This window comes from Arthrobacter sp. N199823, assembly GCF_002929705.1.
In the GTDB taxonomy this organism is placed as follows: Bacteria; Actinomycetota; Actinomycetes; order Actinomycetales; family Micrococcaceae; genus Specibacter.
In genome coordinates, this window is sequence record NZ_PJIN01000002.1 from 62847 (window position 1) to 78997 (window position 16151).

The 16151-nt window shown below is 62.9% G+C and carries 13 protein-coding genes; 9 read left to right on the plus strand and 4 right to left on the minus strand.

Going from position 1 to position 16151, the window contains the following annotated elements; translation table 11 throughout:
* Nucleotides 1-43 precede the first annotated feature (43 nt).
* Both CXQ93_RS04260 and cls read left to right on the plus strand, forming a co-directional pair.
* Nucleotides 44-1546 (plus strand): M17 family metallopeptidase, encoded by a 1503-nt coding sequence (locus CXQ93_RS04260; RefSeq protein WP_104109265.1) that lies wholly within the window; start codon nt 44-46, stop codon nt 1544-1546.
* A gap of 136 nt (nt 1547-1682) precedes the next feature.
* Complete coding sequence (cls, locus tag CXQ93_RS04265) at nt 1683-3137, plus strand: cardiolipin synthase (protein ID WP_104109266.1); 1455 nt, start codon at nt 1683-1685, stop codon at nt 3135-3137.
* Between the two features lie 178 nt (nt 3138-3315).
* Here cls and CXQ93_RS04270 read toward each other — a convergent pair whose 3' ends face one another.
* The 3 genes from CXQ93_RS04270 to CXQ93_RS04280 form a co-directional block, all read right to left on the minus strand.
* A complete protein-coding gene (locus CXQ93_RS04270) occupies nt 3316-4440 on the minus strand; it encodes an AI-2E family transporter (RefSeq protein WP_104109267.1) in 1125 nt (374 codons plus the stop codon).
* A 166-nt stretch (nt 4441-4606) separates the two neighbouring features.
* A complete protein-coding gene (locus CXQ93_RS04275) occupies nt 4607-5293 on the minus strand; it encodes a TetR/AcrR family transcriptional regulator (RefSeq protein WP_181036050.1) in 687 nt (228 codons plus the stop codon).
* Entirely contained in the window at nt 5290-6153 is an 864-nt protein-coding gene (locus CXQ93_RS04280) for an enoyl-CoA hydratase-related protein (protein ID WP_104109269.1), read from the minus strand. Before CXQ93_RS04280 ends, CXQ93_RS04275 begins: the two co-directional genes overlap by 4 nt.
* Before the next feature lie 318 nt (nt 6154-6471).
* Here CXQ93_RS04280 and CXQ93_RS04285 point away from each other — a divergent pair, with 318 nt between their 5' ends.
* The 6 genes from CXQ93_RS04285 (at nt 6472) to CXQ93_RS04310 (ending at nt 14489) form a co-directional block, all read left to right on the plus strand.
* Entirely contained in the window at nt 6472-7680 is a 1209-nt protein-coding gene (locus CXQ93_RS04285) for an acetyl-CoA C-acetyltransferase (protein WP_104109709.1), read from the plus strand.
* A 4-nt stretch (nt 7681-7684) separates the two neighbouring features.
* Complete coding sequence (locus CXQ93_RS04290; protein WP_104109270.1) at nt 7685-9850, plus strand: 3-hydroxyacyl-CoA dehydrogenase NAD-binding domain-containing protein; 2166 nt, start codon at nt 7685-7687, stop codon at nt 9848-9850.
* Complete coding sequence (locus CXQ93_RS04295) at nt 9850-10758, plus strand: crotonase/enoyl-CoA hydratase family protein (RefSeq protein ID WP_104109271.1); 909 nt, start codon at nt 9850-9852, stop codon at nt 10756-10758. Before CXQ93_RS04290 ends, CXQ93_RS04295 begins: the two co-directional genes overlap by 1 nt.
* 69 nt (nt 10759-10827) lie before the next feature.
* Nucleotides 10828-12360, plus strand: a complete 1533-nt coding sequence (locus tag CXQ93_RS04300; protein ID WP_104109272.1) for a long-chain fatty acid--CoA ligase — start codon at nt 10828-10830, stop codon at nt 12358-12360.
* Nucleotides 12361-12369: 9 nt separating this feature from the next.
* Complete coding sequence (locus tag CXQ93_RS04305) at nt 12370-13455, plus strand: CaiB/BaiF CoA-transferase family protein (RefSeq protein WP_104109273.1); 1086 nt, start codon at nt 12370-12372, stop codon at nt 13453-13455.
* Nucleotides 13452-14489, plus strand: a complete 1038-nt coding sequence (locus tag CXQ93_RS04310) for an MBL fold metallo-hydrolase (protein ID WP_104109274.1) — start codon at nt 13452-13454, stop codon at nt 14487-14489. The genes CXQ93_RS04305 and CXQ93_RS04310 overlap by 4 nt, the downstream gene beginning before the upstream one ends.
* Nucleotides 14490-14685: 196 nt before the next feature.
* Here CXQ93_RS04310 and CXQ93_RS04315 read toward each other — a convergent pair whose 3' ends face one another.
* Nucleotides 14686-15222, minus strand: coding sequence for a MarR family winged helix-turn-helix transcriptional regulator (locus CXQ93_RS04315; RefSeq protein WP_104109275.1), 537 nt, complete (start codon nt 15220-15222; stop codon nt 14686-14688).
* A 149-nt stretch (nt 15223-15371) separates the two neighbouring features.
* On the opposite strand from CXQ93_RS04315, the gene CXQ93_RS04320 reads away from it, so the two are divergent.
* Nucleotides 15372-16151 carry an electron transfer flavoprotein subunit beta/FixA family protein gene (locus CXQ93_RS04320; protein WP_104109710.1) on the plus strand — a complete coding sequence of 260 codons (780 nt, stop codon included), beginning with the start codon at nt 15372-15374 and terminating at the stop codon, nt 16149-16151.

Below are 16151 nucleotides of genomic sequence, written 5' to 3' on the forward strand. Positions count from 1 at the left end.
CTGTTTGCAGTGCGTCCGTATTCTTTGAAAGGTTGTTGTCTCCATGGCACATTCTCCCAACAAGCTCATCCCGGAATCCTATGATCCGGCACCCTCTCTCCGGCTTGATCCCGCGGTTTCTGCCGTGTCGACACCAAATGGTGGGGCTACCGCCGTCGGATATTACGTCTCGACCGAGGGTGATGTTCCGGCAGAACTGGGTCTAGATCGTGACACCTTGGCGTCCGCTGGATTTACCGGTGCCGCAGGACAGTCCCTGGTACTTCCCCGTGAAGGTGCGACGGCGGTCATCGCCGTGGGTGCCGGAAGTGGTGCCGTGCGCACTGTGGATGAATTGCGGGACGGCGCTGCAGCGTTTGCCGCAGCCGCTGCCCGTCACGAATCACTTGCGCTCGTGTTGCCTGAAGGCCATGGAGTTCCGGGGAACGCGGCCGCGCAGGCATCCGTGGAGGGCGCTTTGCTGGCCCGGTACCGTTTCAATGCTCTGAAGAGCGATCCCACCACTGTGGCCGTTGCCAGCCTTGAGATTGTTGGTGCCGGCGAGGGAGCAGATGCCGGTGCGGTCCGCGGTAAGGTATTGGCCCGTTCAGCCGCGCTGGCCCGAGACCTCGCGAACAACCCGCCCGGGCACCTCACGGCCGCCGAATATGCCGATTTCGTTTCGGAGCAGGGTCCGTCCTTCGGTCTAAGCGTTGAGACGTTCGGCCTGGCTGAGCTCATTGATATGGGTTGCGGCGGCTTGTTGGGTGTGAACGCGGGCAGCTTCGAGGAGCCGCGGCTGATTGTGCTGCGCTATGTCCCCGAGGGTGAACCCACGGCTCATGTGGCGCTGGTGGGCAAGGGCATCATGTACGACTCCGGTGGCATCAGCCTCAAGCCCTCGGATCCCATGCACCTGGCTATGAAGATGGATATGGCCGGATCCGGTGCCGTCATGGCAGCCATGACGGGGCTGCGGGATTTGGGGGCCACAGTCGCGGTCAGCGCCTGGCTGGTCTGTACCGACAACATGCCCTCCGGCACGGCCACCAAGCTGGGCGATGTCCTCACGGCCCGCAACGGCACCACCGTTGAGGTCAAGAACACCGACGCCGAGGGCCGCCTGGTCATGATGGATGCGCTCAGCTTGGCCATGGAAGAAACCCCTGACGCCATTGTTGATGCCGCCACGCTGACTGGTGCCGCCATGGCCGCACTGGGCACTTTGGTCGGTGCCGTCATTGGCAACGATCAGGCTCTCGTGGAGCAGATCAAGTCAGCTGGCGCGTCAACAGGTGAGTCCATCTGGCAGTTGCCGCTGGAAACCCGTTACCGCAAGCAACTGGACTCCGACATTGCCGATATCTCCAATATGGGTGGCCCCACAGCCGGCGCCATCACGGCCGCACTCTTCCTCGCCGAGTTCGTCAAGGGCACGCCCTGGGCGCATCTGGACATCGCCGGGACCATGAAGAGTGACTCCAACGACTCATGGCGCCCCATCGGGGCCACGGGCTTTGGTACCCGGTTGCTGAGCGAATTCATCATCAATTACACCAAGCCCTAGAGCATTGCAGCCGGTCCACTAGCTAGGATCGATGAAGAGGCGGCGGAGGACTCCCAGCGAGCCCTCCGCCGCCGCTCTATTTGATCCAGACTTTCACGCAGACTTTCACGCAGACACAGAGCGGAACCCCATCACGATGATCCACCCGGACGTGCTCGCTTGGCTGTTGCTCGCCGGCCACATCATCCTTGGCGCCATCGCCGTAGCCTACATTTCTGCCAGGCGTCGTCCCGCAACAGCCATCGCCTGGATGCTGACCATCATTTTCATCCCTTATATAGGGCTTGTGGCGTTCATGCTGGTGGGCTTCTCACGCCTCCCCAAGGCCCGCCGTGACAAGCAACAGTATGTCAACGAGCTCATCCTGGAACGCACACAAGGATTCGACCAGCTCAGCCACCGGGAGGACTGGCCCCAGGGACTGCCCGGGCTCGTGACCCTCAACAGTGCGCTCGGTGCGCTACCCATGGTGGGAGGCAACGACGTCGAACTTCTCCCGGATTACCATGGCTCCATTGCGGCGATGGCGGCGGAGATCGATCGGGCGCAGAAGTATGTGCACGTGGAGTTTTACATTTTGGTGCACGACGACGTCACCAAGGTTTTCTTCGATGCGCTGGCCAGGGCGGTGGCCAGGGGAGTGAGCGTGCGGGTCATGAGCGATCATTTGGCAGCCCTCATGAATCCCGGGCGCAAGGAAACTCTGGCCGTGCTGGCGGATATGGGGGCGCACTACCAGGCCATGCTGCCGCTGCGGCCGTGGAAGGGGCACTGGCAGCGGATTGACCTGCGAAACCACCGCAAGTTGTTGGTGATCGATGGCGCCGTTGGCTTCACAGGCTCGCAAAATCTGGTGCATGAGAGTTATAACAAGAAGAAGAATATTGCCCGGGGGCTGCGCTGGCACGAGTTGATGATGCGCATTCACGGGCCCGCCGTCAGGGAGCTCGACGCCGTTTTTGTCACCGATTGGTACAGCGAAACCGATGTGCTGCTGGAGCTGGACACTTCACCGGTGGTGATTGATCCGGCGACGCATCTGGTGGACGCGCAGGTGGTGCCCAGCGGGCCGAGCTTTGAAAATGACAATAACCTCAAGCTGTTTGTGGCGATGATTCATCAGGCCACGGAACGGGTCAGCATCACCAGCCCGTATTTTGTGCCGGAGGATTCGGTGCTCATGGCCATCATCACGGCGGCCGGTCGCGGGCTCTCGGTGGAGCTGTTTGTCTCCGAAATTGGCGACCAAGCCATGGTCTATCACGCGCAACGTTCCTACTACGAGGCGCTGCTGCGGGCAGGCGTGAAGATTTACTTGTACAAGGCGCCCGAGGTGCTGCACTCCAAGCACTTCAGCATCGACTCCGATGTGGCCGTGATTGGGTCCTCGAATATGGACGTGCGGTCGTTCTCACTGAACATGGAGATTTCGGTGCTCATCCACAGCGAGTCATTCGTGCAGGAGCTGCGTGTGATTGAGGACGGATACCGGGCCAACAGCCGCGAGCTGGAACTGGCCGACTGGGTCAAGCGCCCGGCGGGGGAGAAGTTCTGGGACAGCGCGGCCAGACTGACCTCCAACCTCCAGTAGCTGCCCACCCCGACGCGGCATCACTTTACGGCGGTTTTTACCCGACGCGGCATCACTTTACGGCGGTTTTCGGCGGACGCCGCATCACTTAACGGCGGTGCAAGCACCGCGGACAGCGGGAGGTGAGGTCCCGCCGTCGTGCCTGGCATTTCTGTCTGTCGAGAAACCGCGGCGGGCGTCAGACCTTCGGGCGCTTGGCCGCCTTCCCTTCGGCTCGCTGGGCCGCGAGCATTGCCTTGGATCCGCTGACGTCGCCAATGAACGGCTTCAGCCACGCGGATTCCGGGTGCGAGTCCACCAGGATTGCTCGAGCAAACAGCGTGAGCGGGACGGCCATCAGGGCGCCGAGTGGGCCCAGTAGCGCTGACCAGAAGATGACGGACAGGAATGTTAGCGTCATGTTCAGATTCACCGAGCCGGAGACAAACTTGGGCTGGATGATGGACTGGATCAGGGAATTGATGACACCGTAGAACGCCACCACCCCGATGAAGGTGGGCAGCCCGCCAGCCAGCAGAGCCATGATGGCCGCCGGAACCAGGGAGATCCAGAAGCCAATGAACGGGATGAAACCGCACACAAAGGACAACAGCGCCCACAAACCTGCGCCTGGGACGCCAAGGATCAGCAGCAGGGCGAGGTTTAGAGCGGCAACGATAGCGCCGAAGAGGGTGGTCATGATCATGAAGGAACGGGAGAGCTTTGCGAAGTTGGAGAGGGCATCAACTACTGGCGCCCGCTTTTCCTTCACGACGGCGAGGATGGTGGGGAAGTAGGTGGCGTCGATGCTCATGAACATGATGAGCAGAAGTAGGAACACCAGGCCCGAGCCCACGTTCATGGCACTGCCCAGGATGGTGTAGGCGGTGTCGAACAGGACCCGCAGATCAACGGAATCCACAATGGCGCGTACTTGCTCGTCCCCAATGCCGAGAGAATCATGCAGGAAAATGCGGAGGTCGTCGCTCAGCTCGGTGATTTGGGGTGCGAATTGCGGCAGCAGTTTGGTGAGCTGAACGGCGGAGACCCACAGGGAGGCCACCAGCGCCCCGATCATCGCGTAGACGGACAAGATGGTGGCGAGGCCGGCCAGCACCGGGGCGACACCGCGGGCCATGAGCCTTTGTTTGACCGGATAAACGCAAATGGTCAGAACGAGTGCCAGGAAAACTGGTCCCACAATGGAGGAGATGCTGCTGAGCCCTATCAACACAATGACTGCCGCGGCCAAACTGATCAGGACTTTGGTCCCGGAGGAATTTGGGCTCGGCGTTGAGGCCGGATTTCCCGTCGATGCGCTCATTATTTTTCCGTTTCAATCCTGCCAGTCCAATGCCCCAATGGCATTGAACTGATCATATCCGGCGCCGGTCCGAACTGACGTGACCGAGCGCAGCCGAAAACACCCCAATCGGTGATGCAGCGTTGCTGAAAACACCCCAATCGGTGATGCAGCGTTTCCCGGGGGGCTAGATGGCCGGGATGACGTCTTCCACAATGACCTTCAGGCTACTGGCCAGCAGTGCATGGACCTGCGGGCGGGTGAGGGTTTTACGCAGCAGCCATTCGCGCGCACCACTGCGGGCCAGCTGGGCATAAATACGGAATATGGCCCGGATTTGCTCGCGATCGGTACTCCGGCCTGCGAACCCACAGGCTTGGATGAGCAACTCGATGGAATCGTTCTCGGCAGCGATGAGAATTGTTTCCAGATCTGGGTCCCGCCCCATGCTGCCGCCAAAGGACAGCCAGGTGGCACCGGATTGTTCCAATGAATCCAGAAACCAGGTCACCGCCACATCGATCCGCTGCTCCGCTGGCCCCTCCGGTAGCGCCGCCACGGCGGATTCTGACATGGTGGAACTGATCTTGATAACTTCCAGATACAGTCCGCGCTTGTTGCCGAAATAGTGGTTGATCAGCGCGCGCGCCACCCCCGCCGCTGCCGCAATATCAGTCGCGGAGACCTCGTCATACGACCGCTCGTTGAACAGCTTCTGCGCGCAGAGAAAAATCTGCTGCCGCCGTTCGTCCGGATTGAGTCGTTGCCTGCGCGGCTCTGTTGCTCCGGCGGGAGGGTCCGGACGTTCGACGCCGGACACCACCGCAGGCGCGATGGTTGCGGTAGTGTGCGGGGTTTTGTTGGCGGGTCTCACGGTGTTGGGTCTGTCTCTATCCAAGGCAGCCACTGTGGCAGGCCCTCCGGCACGGACAGCGGGAAGTGTGGTGGGCGCTTTTCCAGGAAGGAACTCACGCCTTCCACGGCGTCGCTATGTGCGGGGAGTCCGGCAATCAGCCGGGAATCGATGGCGTGGACGGGCAACGGCGATTCGAGCTCACTGAGCTGGTTCAGCATTTGCCGGATCACAGCTGTGGAGACGGGCGAGGTATTGGCAATGATGTCCCGAGCCAGCGCATAGGCGGCGTCCAGCACATCGGCGGGGTCATGCAGGGAGGTGACGAGTCCGGCGTCGAGCGCTTCTGCGGCACCAAAAAGCCTGCCGGTCAGCATCCAGTCCGTGGCCTTGGAGACGCCCACCAATCGCGGCAGGTACCAGACTGATCCGCCCTCGGGGAAGATGCCACGCCGGCTGAAGGGGAAGGAAAAGCGGGAATCGGTGGAGGCCAGCCGAAAGTCGCAGGACAGCGTGATGGTCACGCCGCCGCCCACGGAAACGCCACGCAATGCCGCAATGACGGGCTTGTTCATGCCGAAGATGGTTTTGGAACAGCGCCCGGCGGGCTCCTGCCAATCATCCACCGGGCCGGAAGGCGCTAAGTCGAAGCCGCCGCCACTGAGATCCGCGCCCACGGAGAAATCCCTGCCCACGCTTGTGAACACAACCACCCGCACCGCGGGGTTGGCGTCAGCCGCCAAGAAGGCATGTTCTAGCTCATGCGCCATGGTGAGCGTGTAACCGTTGCGGGTTTCGGGTCGGTTGAGGGAAACCGTGGCGATGCCCTCGGCAACCGTGTACGTGATGGCCGTGTACGGCAGAGTGACTTCAGCGGTCATTACCAATCGCTTTCGGGCCGGAACGGGACACAAGAGACACATGTCATCTATTGACACGATGTCAATAGTCTTGCACTATTGGCGGTATGTCAACAAGTAAGCAATTGTCTGCTGTGCTCGCCCCCACCACAGGTTAAAAACGCTGCATCACTAAACGGCCAAAAATCCTGAACGCTGCATCACCAAACGGCCATTAATCGGTAACGCTCCTGCACTACTTGCACCTAGCAGCCAGCAACACCCAAGTTCTGCCAACCGTCCGCCCGCACCGACGCGGGCCGCGACGACCATGGAAGGAATCACGTGCCCGAACACGCAATACCTGAAGCATTTGTCTTCGACGCCATCCGCACCCCGCGAGGCCGCGGTAAGAAAGGATCCCTGCACGGTACCAAGCCGATCGACCTCGTGGTGGGACTCATCAATGCCCTCCGAGAACGGAACCCCGGCCTTGACGGAGACCTCATCGATGACGTGATTCTCGGCGTCGTTTCCCCCGTGGGCGACCAAGGCGCCGTGATCGCCCGCACAGCGGTGATCGCCGCCGGCCTGCCGGACACCGTGGGTGGGGTGCAGATCAACCGCTTCTGCGCCTCCGGCTTGGAGGCCGTCAACATGGCCGCTGCGAAGGTGCGTTCGGGTTGGGACCAGCTCATCATCGCCGGCGGCGTGGAGTCCATGTCCCGTGTGCCGATCGGATCCGACGGCGGCGCCTGGGCCATGGACCCGGCCACCAATTACGACACTTATTTTGTCCCGCAGGGCATTGGTGCCGACCTCATCGCCACGATGGAGGGCTTCAGCCGCGAGGACGTGGACGCCTATGCCGTGCGCTCGCAGCGCCTCGCTGCGCAGGCCTGGAAAGAGGCCCGCTTCGCGAAATCTGTGGTCCCCGTCAAGGACCAGAACGGGCTCGTCGTCCTAGACCATGACGAGCACATGCGTCCCGAATCCACCCCAGAATCTCAGGCAGGCTTGCGCCCCGCGTTCGCCACTATGGGCGAGGCCGGCGGCTTCGACGCCGTCGCTCTCCAAAAATTCCATGCCGTGGAGAAGATTGACCATGTCCACACCGCTGCGAATTCCTCGGGAATTGTCGACGGCGCAGCCTTGGTTTTGGTGGGCAGCGCTGAGGTGGGTGCGCGGCTGGGACTGACGCCGCGCGCCAGGATCGTGGCCACTGCCACCTCGGGTGCCGACCCCACCATCATGCTCACGGGGCCTACACCGGCCACCGAAAAACTGCTGAAAACCGCAGGGCTTTCCGTTGAGGACATTGACCTGTTCGAAATCAACGAGGCCTTCGCCTCCGTGGTCCTGAAGTACCAAAAGGACCTAGGCATTCCGGACGAGAAGCTCAACGTGAACGGCGGCGCGATCGCTATGGGCCACCCGCTCGGCGCAACGGGGGCCATGATCCTAGGCACCGTGCTGGACGAGTTGGAACGGACCAACAAACGCAGGGCCGTGGTGACCCTGTGCATTGGCGGCGGTATGGGCGTGGCAACGTTGATTGAGAGGGTCTAGGACCATGAGCTACACAAACACCATTCGCTGGGAACAAGACGGAGACGGCGTCGTCATCCTGACCTTGGATGACCCGAACCAGTCGGCCAACACCATGAACAGCGACTACGTTGCCTCCATGCAGGCAGCTGTGGAGCGTCTCACGGCAGAGAAGGAGACCATCACCGGCGTCGTGCTGGCCTCGGCCAAGAAGACCTTTTTCGCAGGCGGTGACCTCAAGGACCTCCTGGCCGCCACCCCGGCGGATGCGCAGAAGATTTTTGAGCTGGGCCAGCAGATCAAGGCTCAGCTGCGCACGCTGGAAACTCTGGGGAAGCCGGTGGTGGCGGCCATCAACGGCGCTGCACTGGGCGGCGGGCTGGAAATTGCCCTCGCGGCGCACCACCGGATCGCCGCTGACACCCGTGGCTCGGTCATCGGCCTGCCGGAAGTCACGCTGGGTCTGCTGCCCGGCGGGGGTGGCATTGTGCGCACGGTGCGCTTGATGGGCATTGCCGACGCCACCATGAAGGTGCTGCTGCAGGGCCAGAAGTACAAGCCACGCAAGGCCTTGGACGTTGGCCTTGTCCACGAGGTAGTGGGCACCGTGGAGGAACTTATCCCGGCCGCGAAGGCCTGGATCGCTTCCAACAAGGAAGCAGTACAGCCGTGGGACGTGCCCGGATACAGGATCCCCGGCGGTACGCCCACCACTCCTGCTTTCGCCGCAAACCTGCCTGCCTACCCGGCCAATCTGCGTAAGCAGCTCAAGGGCGCCAACTACGCTGCCCCGCGAGCCATCCTCGCCGCGGCTGTGGAAAGCACCCAGGTGGACTTTGATACGGCACTGGAAATTGAGTCGCGCTACTTTGTGGAAGTTGTCACCGGCCAGGTGTCCACGAACATGATCAAGGCGTTCTTCTTCGACATGGGCCACATCAACGCCGGCGGCAGCCGCCCCGCAGGTTTTGAGAAATACACGGCCAAGAAGGTCGCTGTTCTGGGCGCAGGCATGATGGGTGCCGGTATTGCCTATGTGTGTGCTCGCGGCGGCATGGACGTGGTGCTCAAGGACGTCTCCCTCGAGGCAGCCGAGCGCGGCAAGAGCTACTCCAAGATACTCACCGATAAGGCAGTGGCGCGCGGGCAGCAAACGCAGGAGGCGGCCGATGCGCTGCTGGCCAAGATCACGCCCACCGCCGACGCCACGGATGTTGCCGGCGCGGACCTGGTCATCGAGGCGGTCTTTGAAAACGTTGAGGTCAAGCAGAAGGCATTCCAGGAGATTCAGGACCTCCTCGGGCCTGACGCCGTGCTGGGTTCCAACACCTCAACACTTCCCATCACCACCCTGGCCGAGGGCGTGCGCAGCCAGGAGAACTTCATTGGCCTGCACTTCTTCTCACCCGTGGACAAGATGCCGCTGCTGGAAATCATCGCCGGGGCAAACACCTCCGATGAAACCCTGGCCAAGGCCTTCGACATCGCCCAGCAGATCAAAAAGACGCCGATCGTGGTCAATGATTCCCGCGGCTTCTTCACCTCCCGCGTGATCGGAACCTTCATGAACGAGGCGATCGCCATGCTCGGCGAGGGCATTGCCGCCCCGTCCATCGAGCAGGCCGGGCTGCAGGCAGGCTACCCCGCGGCGCCGCTGCAGCTGGCGGATGAGCTGAACTTGACTCTCATGTCCAAGATCCAGAAGGAGACCAAGGCAGGCCTGGAAGCCGACGACGGCGTGCAAAAGTACCAGCACCACACCGCCTACGCCATCGTGGACCGCATGATCGAGGAGTTTTCCCGCAAGGGCAAGCTGGCCGGTGCCGGCTTCTACAACTACGCCGATGGCCACCGCACCGGGCTCTGGGAAGGCCTCGCGGAAAACTACGGGGGCACCACGGAAATCCCCTTCGAAGATATGAAAGAGCGCATGCTGTTCGCCGAATCCCTCGAGACCGTCAAGTGCCTTGACGAGGGCGTGCTGCGCAGCGTGGAGGACGCCAACATCGGTTCCATCCTGGGCATTGGCTTCCCGGCGTGGACCGGTGGCGTGCTCCAGTACATGAACGGGTACGACGGCGGTCTGGCGGGTTTTGTGGCCAGGTCACGTGAGCTTGCGGCCGCCTACGGAGAGCATTTCCTGCCACCGGCCTCGCTCGTCGCCAAGGCCGAGCAGGGCGAGAGCTACTGATGGGCGCTGAGACTGCCAACAGGCCCGAGCGGACGGCCGGATACCCGCACGGCCCCGCAGGCGGCACCGCCTTCACGAAACTCTGGACGGCGTTCTCTGTGACACAGGCACCCAAGCCGGGTGTCGCCGTCGTGCATCTCACCGGGCCCGGGCGCGGGAACATGATGGGGACGGCCTTTTGGGCGGAACTGCCACAGGTTTTTGCGGCGCTCGACGCCGATGACACTGTGCGGGCCGTGGTCCTTGCGGGCAGTGGTAACCATTTCAGCACCGGGCTGGATGTGCAAGAGGTGCTGGGCTCCTGGTTGGGCAGGCTGGGCCCCGGCGCCACTGCTCAGGCTGCCCAGCGCACCGAACTGAACGGCCTGATAAGGAGCCTGCAGGACGCCGTCACCTCGGTGGCCACCTGCCGGAAACCCGTCATCGCGGCCGTGCATGGCTGGTGCATTGGCGGTGGCGTGGACCTGATCAGCGCCGCCGATGTGCGCCTGGCCAGTGCTGATGCCCAGTTCAGCATCCGGGAGGCGCGGCTGGCGATCGTGGCCGACGTCGGAAGTTTGCAAAGGTTGCGCGGCATCATTGGCGAGGGCCAGCTGCGCGAACTGGCGCTGACGGCCAAGGACATTGGCGCGAGCAGGGCGGAGAAGATCGGCCTTGTCAATGATGTGTTCGCCGGTCCGGATGAGCTGATGGCGGCGGCGCTGGACATGGCTGGGGAGATGACCGCCAATTCGCCGCTGGCCGTGGCCGGCACAAAGGCCGTGCTGAACGAGGGGCGTGAGGAAGACATTGCTCGCGGGCTGCGGCACGTGGCGCTGTGGAACTCATCATTCCTGCACAGTGAGGATCTACTTGAGGCCGTGACGGCGCTGGGTGAGCGCCGCCGGGCAGTATTTACCGGCAAGTAGCTGACGCCGGGAGCACCGGCGTGGAATGTCCTGTTTGCGAGTTACAGTCGATTTTTTCTAGGAGCCCTCATGTATCTGACCCAGGGCCTGCACCGTTCGTTGCAGGCGGATCCGCAGGCAATCGCCACGATCTTCAAGGACCGGGTGCGCAATTACGCTGAACACGCGGATCGGATCGCCAGGTTTGCTGGAGCGCTGCAGGCCCTGGGCGTGCAGCCCGGCGACAGGGTGGCCATGGTGTCCCTGAACAGTGACAGGTACGCCGAGTACCTGTTGGCCGTGCCTTGGGCCGGGGCGGCAGTGGTTCCGGTTAACACCAGATGGACCCCGGCGGAGATCGCCTATTCCATGAATGACTCGGACACACGTGTGCTGCTTGTTGACGACGCCTTTGTGGACATGGCGCCGACCCTGCGCGAAAAATCCCCGGGTCTCACCACCCTGATCCACTGCGGCGACGGGCCCACACCGGAGGGCATGCTCTCCTACGAGGCCTTGGTGGCGGAGAGTGAACCCGTGGCGGACGCCTACCGCAGTGGTGATGATCTGGCCGGGGTCCTGTACACCGGCGGCACTACCGGATTCCCCAAGGGTGTCATGCTCAGCCACACCAATTTCGTCACCTCAGGTCTTGGCACGGTGGCCAGCGGGGAATTGTTGAAAGCTGGTGACGTGCTCCTCCATGCCGCACCCATGTTCCACGCGGCGGATCTGGCCATTTGGTCAGGGATGACCATCATGGGCGGCACCCACGTCATGGTGCCGGGGTTCGAGCCGATCAGCGTGTTCCAGGCCATCGACAAGCACAAGCCCACGGCGATGCTCTTGGTCCCCACAATGATCCAAATCCTGGCGGACCACCCGGACGCGGGCAACTATGAGCTGTCATCCCTGACCAGCATGCTCTATGGCGGCTCCTCCATTTCCGAGGGAGTTCTCAAACGCGCCATGGCACGCTTCCCGGGGCTGCGCATGACCCAGGCCTATGGCCAGACCGAGGCCTCCCCGGTCATCACCTTGCTGCTGCCCGGTGATCACCATGGCGACGCACTACGCTCCGGTGGCCGGGCGGCGCCCCACAGCCAGGTGGCCATCCTTGACTTTGACGGGAAGGAAGTTCCCACCGGCGTAGTCGGGGAGGTGTGCACCAAGGGCGCAAACGTCATGTTGGGCTACTGGAACAATCCTGAGCAATCGGCCCAAGCCCTGCGCGGCGGCTGGCTGCACACCGGTGACCTAGGCTACGTTGACGCCCAAGGCTTTGTTTATGTTGTGGACCGTCTCAAGGACATGATCGTCACCGGCGGCGAAAATGTCTACTGTGCCGAGGTGGAGAACGCCCTCAGCAAGCACCCCGCGGTGGCGTCCTCGGCCGTCATTGGCGTCCCTGACGAGAAGTATGGCGAGCGCGTGCACGCCGTCGTGGTTCTGACGCCGGGCCACACGGCGAGTGCCGAAGAGCTCATGGCCCACTGTAAGGAGCACATCGCCGGGTACAAGGTGCCGCGCAGCTTCGAGTTCCCGGAGGCGCTGCCCATGTCCGGTGCCGGCAAGATCCTCAAACGTGAGTTGCGCGAGAGCTACACCGCGGCGCAGGACTAGGGACAGCCCATGAGCGGAACATTGCAGGGTTTGAAGGTGGTGGAGCTCTCCGCCATGGGGCCGGCGCCGCATGCCGCCATGATGCTCGCGGACATGGGGGCGGAGGTGGTGCGTGTGGTTGGGCCCGCGCCTCCGGTTGGCGGGTACGACGTCGGCACTCACCTGCAGCGCGGCCGCACCACCGTCCGGGCGAACCTGAAGGATCCCGCCCACCTCGCCGGAGTGTTTTCCTTGGTGGCCGAGGCCGACGTTTTGCTCGAGGGCTTCCGGCCCGGGACTGCGGAGCGGCTCGGTTTGGGGCCGGAGGCGTGCCTGGCTCTGAATCCGCGGCTGGTGTATGGGCGGATGACCGGCTGGGGTCAGGACGGCCCATTGGCACAGCGCGCCGGGCACGACATCAACTACATTGCCCTCAGTGGCGCGCTGCATGCCATGGGTCCGGCCGCCGCACCGCTTCCGCCCATGAACCTGGTGGGTGATTTTGGCGGCGGCTCCATGTTTGTTGTGACGGGCATTCTGGCTGCCTTGTGGGAACGCGAGCGCTCCGGGCAAGGGCAGGTTGTGGATGCCGCCATGGTGGACGGCGTCAGCGTGCTTTCCCAGATCATCCTGGAATTGCGTTCGGTCAATCTGTGGAGCGATACCCGGGGTGCCAATCTGCTGGACGGGACCGCACCGTTCTACAGGACTTATGCCACGTCCGACGGCGGGCACGTTGCTGTGGGTGCCCTTGAGCCTCAGTTTTATGCGCTGCTGCTTGAGGGGCTGGGACTCGCCGTGGAAGATCTACCGGAGCGGGCCGATCCCCTCCAGTGGCCTATGCTCGCGGAGACGTTTGCGGCTGTGTTTGCGGCCCGCACCCGGGATGACTGGGCGGAGACGTTCGACGGCGTAGACGCGTGCGTGACGCCGGTGCTCACGTATGCGGAGGCTGCCGAAAACTCTCATATGGCAGCACGTGCCACCTTGTCCGGAAGCGGCAGGCATGTGGTGGCCGCCCCGGCACCGCGCTTCTCCCGCACCGCATCCGTGGCCCGCCAGCCTCTGGGCGAGACAAATTTTGACACCATTTTGAGTTCTTGGAGGACATCATGATCACTGTTAGCGCCCCGGCGCAGTATCAGGCATGGCAGGCCAACGTCATGCCGCCCGTGGAGGAGGTCCGTCCGGGTGTCTGGTCCATTCCAGTGCCCTTTATTGGCAATCCGATGCGCTACACCCTGTCGTATTTGTTGGTGGGGGAAGGTGAAGCTGCGCTGGTTGATCCGGGCTGGGACTCGGATGAGGGATGGGAGTGCCTCACAGCGGGTCTGGCCGTTGCGGGGGTAGCCCCCGAGAGGATCACCGTCATTGTTGTGACGCACTTTCATCCCGATCATCTGGGCATGGCGGCACGGCTCCGGGCAGCATCCGGCGCGCCGGTGGTGTTGGGGGAGAACGAGCCGCTCCCTGCACAGTGGCGTGGCGACACGGCAGGGTTTGTCGTCGAAGATAGGGCACAATTTACTGCCTGGGGAGTCCCTGCGGAACTTCTTGACGAGGTCAGTTTCCAGACGCACACATGGGAGCAAATGATAGCTGTTGAGCAGCCGCAATTTCGGCTGGCGGATGGCCAACTGCTGCCCGTCGCCGGACTTGCGGTGCGGGTGTTGTCCACTCCAGGGCACACGCCGGGTCACATTTGTTTGGTGGATGAGGCAAACCAGCTCATGCTCACGGGAGACCATGTGCTGCCCCGCATCACCCCGCACGTTTCTCTCGAAGCGACCAACCAGCTCAACCCGCTTGATGACTATCTTCGCTCTCTGGAACGCATGAGTGTTGGGGCGCAAATGGAAGTGCTGCCGGCCCACGAATACCGGTTCCTTGGACTCATGGACCGAGTGGCCGCGTTGACCGAACACACCTTGGAACGCTCCAGAGAGGTCATCGCCGTTCTGGAGACTGGGGTGGCCTCCAGCGTGTGGGAGGTAGCGCAGGAATTGACGTGGTCCCGTGGCTTTGCCTCGCTGCGTGGGTTTACCTTGCGGCTGGCGCTCGCCGAAACGGCGAGCCATCTGGTGTATCTGGAGCAGTTGGGCCGTGCTGTGAACATCGAGGTATCCAGGGGAGCTCCGGCGCGCCCGTGACAGACCCCTGACGCCGCACCACTTTCCGGCCTGTTTTCCCTGACGCCGCACCACTTTCCGGCGTGTTTTCCCTGACGCCGCACCACCTTCATTGCCGAGTGGTGGTGCAGGGGCTGCCGCTTGCGGGAGCGTTTGGCGGAAGGGGCCGGAAAGTGGTGCGGGGTCGGACGGAAAGGGCCGGAAAGTGGTGCGGCGTCTAGAGGGGGTCGGGGTAGGGGACCGGATCGGTGAAATCGCCGGAGTCGCGGCGGAAGCGGGCCAGGATGGCCGTCATGGTCCGCAGATCCTCGGCCGGGATACCTGGGGTGGCGAAGACGCCGGAGTTCAGTGCGGTGGTGGCTTCTTCCACCAGGGTCCGGCCGGCGTCGCTCAGGACAACCAAGGTGGCCCGTCCATCGCTCGGGTGAGCCGATCGGCGTACCAGCCCATCGCGCTCCAAACGGTCCACAACACTTGTCACGGAGGTGGGATGCACCTGCAGGCGGGCGCTGGCACTGGCCATCGGCAGGGCGCCGTCGCGCGTGAAGGACAGCAGGCGCAGCAATTCGAGCCGGGCGTACGACAGTCCCAACGGCTTCAGCACGGCATCAACCCGGCTGTACATGATCTGGTGAGTGCGCATGACGGAGGAAAAAGCTGCCATGGCATCGGCGGCATCGGCCCAGCCGTGGGCGATCCACTGCCGCTTAGCTTCGGCAATGGGATCCATAGGCAGCGGGGATGCGGGAGCCATGGGAGCTCCTTTCGGGCTGATGCGGCGACGGAGGTACTGGCACATTTCCAGGACCAACAACAATTTACTTTGGATACCTAGTAAATACTAGTACTACCTAGTAGTCTTCCAAATGAGACCCGCAACACATGATCATGAAGGGGCAGTCAATGAAGATCGTCGTACTCATCAAACAGGTGCCTGACACGGCAGAGGAACGAACGCTCGTCCCAGCCACAGGTTGGTTGGACCGCGACGCCGCGGACAATGTGGTGGATGAAATCAATGAGCGCGCCCTCGAAGTGGCGTTGCGTGTGAAGGATGCGGACAAATCCACCGAGGTGGTGGTGCTGGCTATGGGCCCGGATGAGGCCACCAAAGCCATTCGCAAGGCCCTGTCCATGGGTGCAGATTCCGGCATTCACGTGCTCGACGGCGGATTGGCCGGCTCCGATGCGGCCCGCACCGCCGCGGTGCTCGCCGCTGCCTTGCGCGGCACCAGTGCTGACGTCATCCTGGCCGGCAATGAGTCCACTGACGGCCGCGGCGGCGTGGTACCCGCCATGATTGCCGAGCATCTGGGCCTGCCGCTGGTAGGTGGGCTGAACGCCGTCGAACTGGTCGGCGCAGCTGGTAGCGGAAAAGTCAGCGGTGAGCGCTCCGGGGACAGCGGATCACTGCAGGTGACCGCAGCGCTGCCCGCCGTGGTGACCGTGACCGAGCGGACCGCCGAGGCCCGCTTCCCGAATTTCAAGGGCATCCTGACGGCCAAGCGCAAGCCCGTCGCCACGCTCACCCTCGCCGATCTTGACGTGGCCGTAACTGTGGCCCACGCGGTCGTGGTCTCCCACAGCGAGCGCCCCGCCCGCGAAGCCGGGCGCAAGATTGAAGACGACGGAACGGCTGGCACACAGCTGGCCAGTTACCTTTTCGAAAACCGCTTAGTCTAG

Excerpts from the sequence above, each read along its gene's own strand:
- cls (WP_104109266.1), top strand. The coding sequence starts at position 1,683 with ATGATCCACCCGGACGTGCTCGCTTGGCTGTTGCTCGCCGGCCACATC.
- CXQ93_RS04310 (WP_104109274.1), top strand. The coding sequence starts at position 13,452 with ATGATCACTGTTAGCGCCCCGGCGCAGTATCAGGCATGGCAGGCCAAC.
- CXQ93_RS04290 (WP_104109270.1), top strand. The coding sequence starts at position 7,685 with ATGAGCTACACAAACACCATTCGCTGGGAACAAGACGGAGACGGCGTC.
- CXQ93_RS04315 (WP_104109275.1), bottom strand. The coding sequence starts at position 15,222 with ATGGCTCCCGCATCCCCGCTGCCTATGGATCCCATTGCCGAAGCTAAG.
- CXQ93_RS04305 (WP_104109273.1), top strand. The coding sequence starts at position 12,370 with ATGAGCGGAACATTGCAGGGTTTGAAGGTGGTGGAGCTCTCCGCCATG.
- CXQ93_RS04320 (WP_104109710.1), top strand. The coding sequence starts at position 15,372 with ATGAAGATCGTCGTACTCATCAAACAGGTGCCTGACACGGCAGAGGAA.
- CXQ93_RS04280 (WP_104109269.1), bottom strand. The coding sequence starts at position 6,153 with ATGACCGCTGAAGTCACTCTGCCGTACACGGCCATCACGTACACGGTT.
- CXQ93_RS04300 (WP_104109272.1), top strand. The coding sequence starts at position 10,828 with ATGTATCTGACCCAGGGCCTGCACCGTTCGTTGCAGGCGGATCCGCAG.
- CXQ93_RS04270 (WP_104109267.1), bottom strand. The coding sequence starts at position 4,440 with ATGAGCGCATCGACGGGAAATCCGGCCTCAACGCCGAGCCCAAATTCC.
- CXQ93_RS04260 (WP_104109265.1), top strand. The coding sequence starts at position 44 with ATGGCACATTCTCCCAACAAGCTCATCCCGGAATCCTATGATCCGGCA.
- CXQ93_RS04295 (WP_104109271.1), top strand. The coding sequence starts at position 9,850 with ATGGGCGCTGAGACTGCCAACAGGCCCGAGCGGACGGCCGGATACCCG.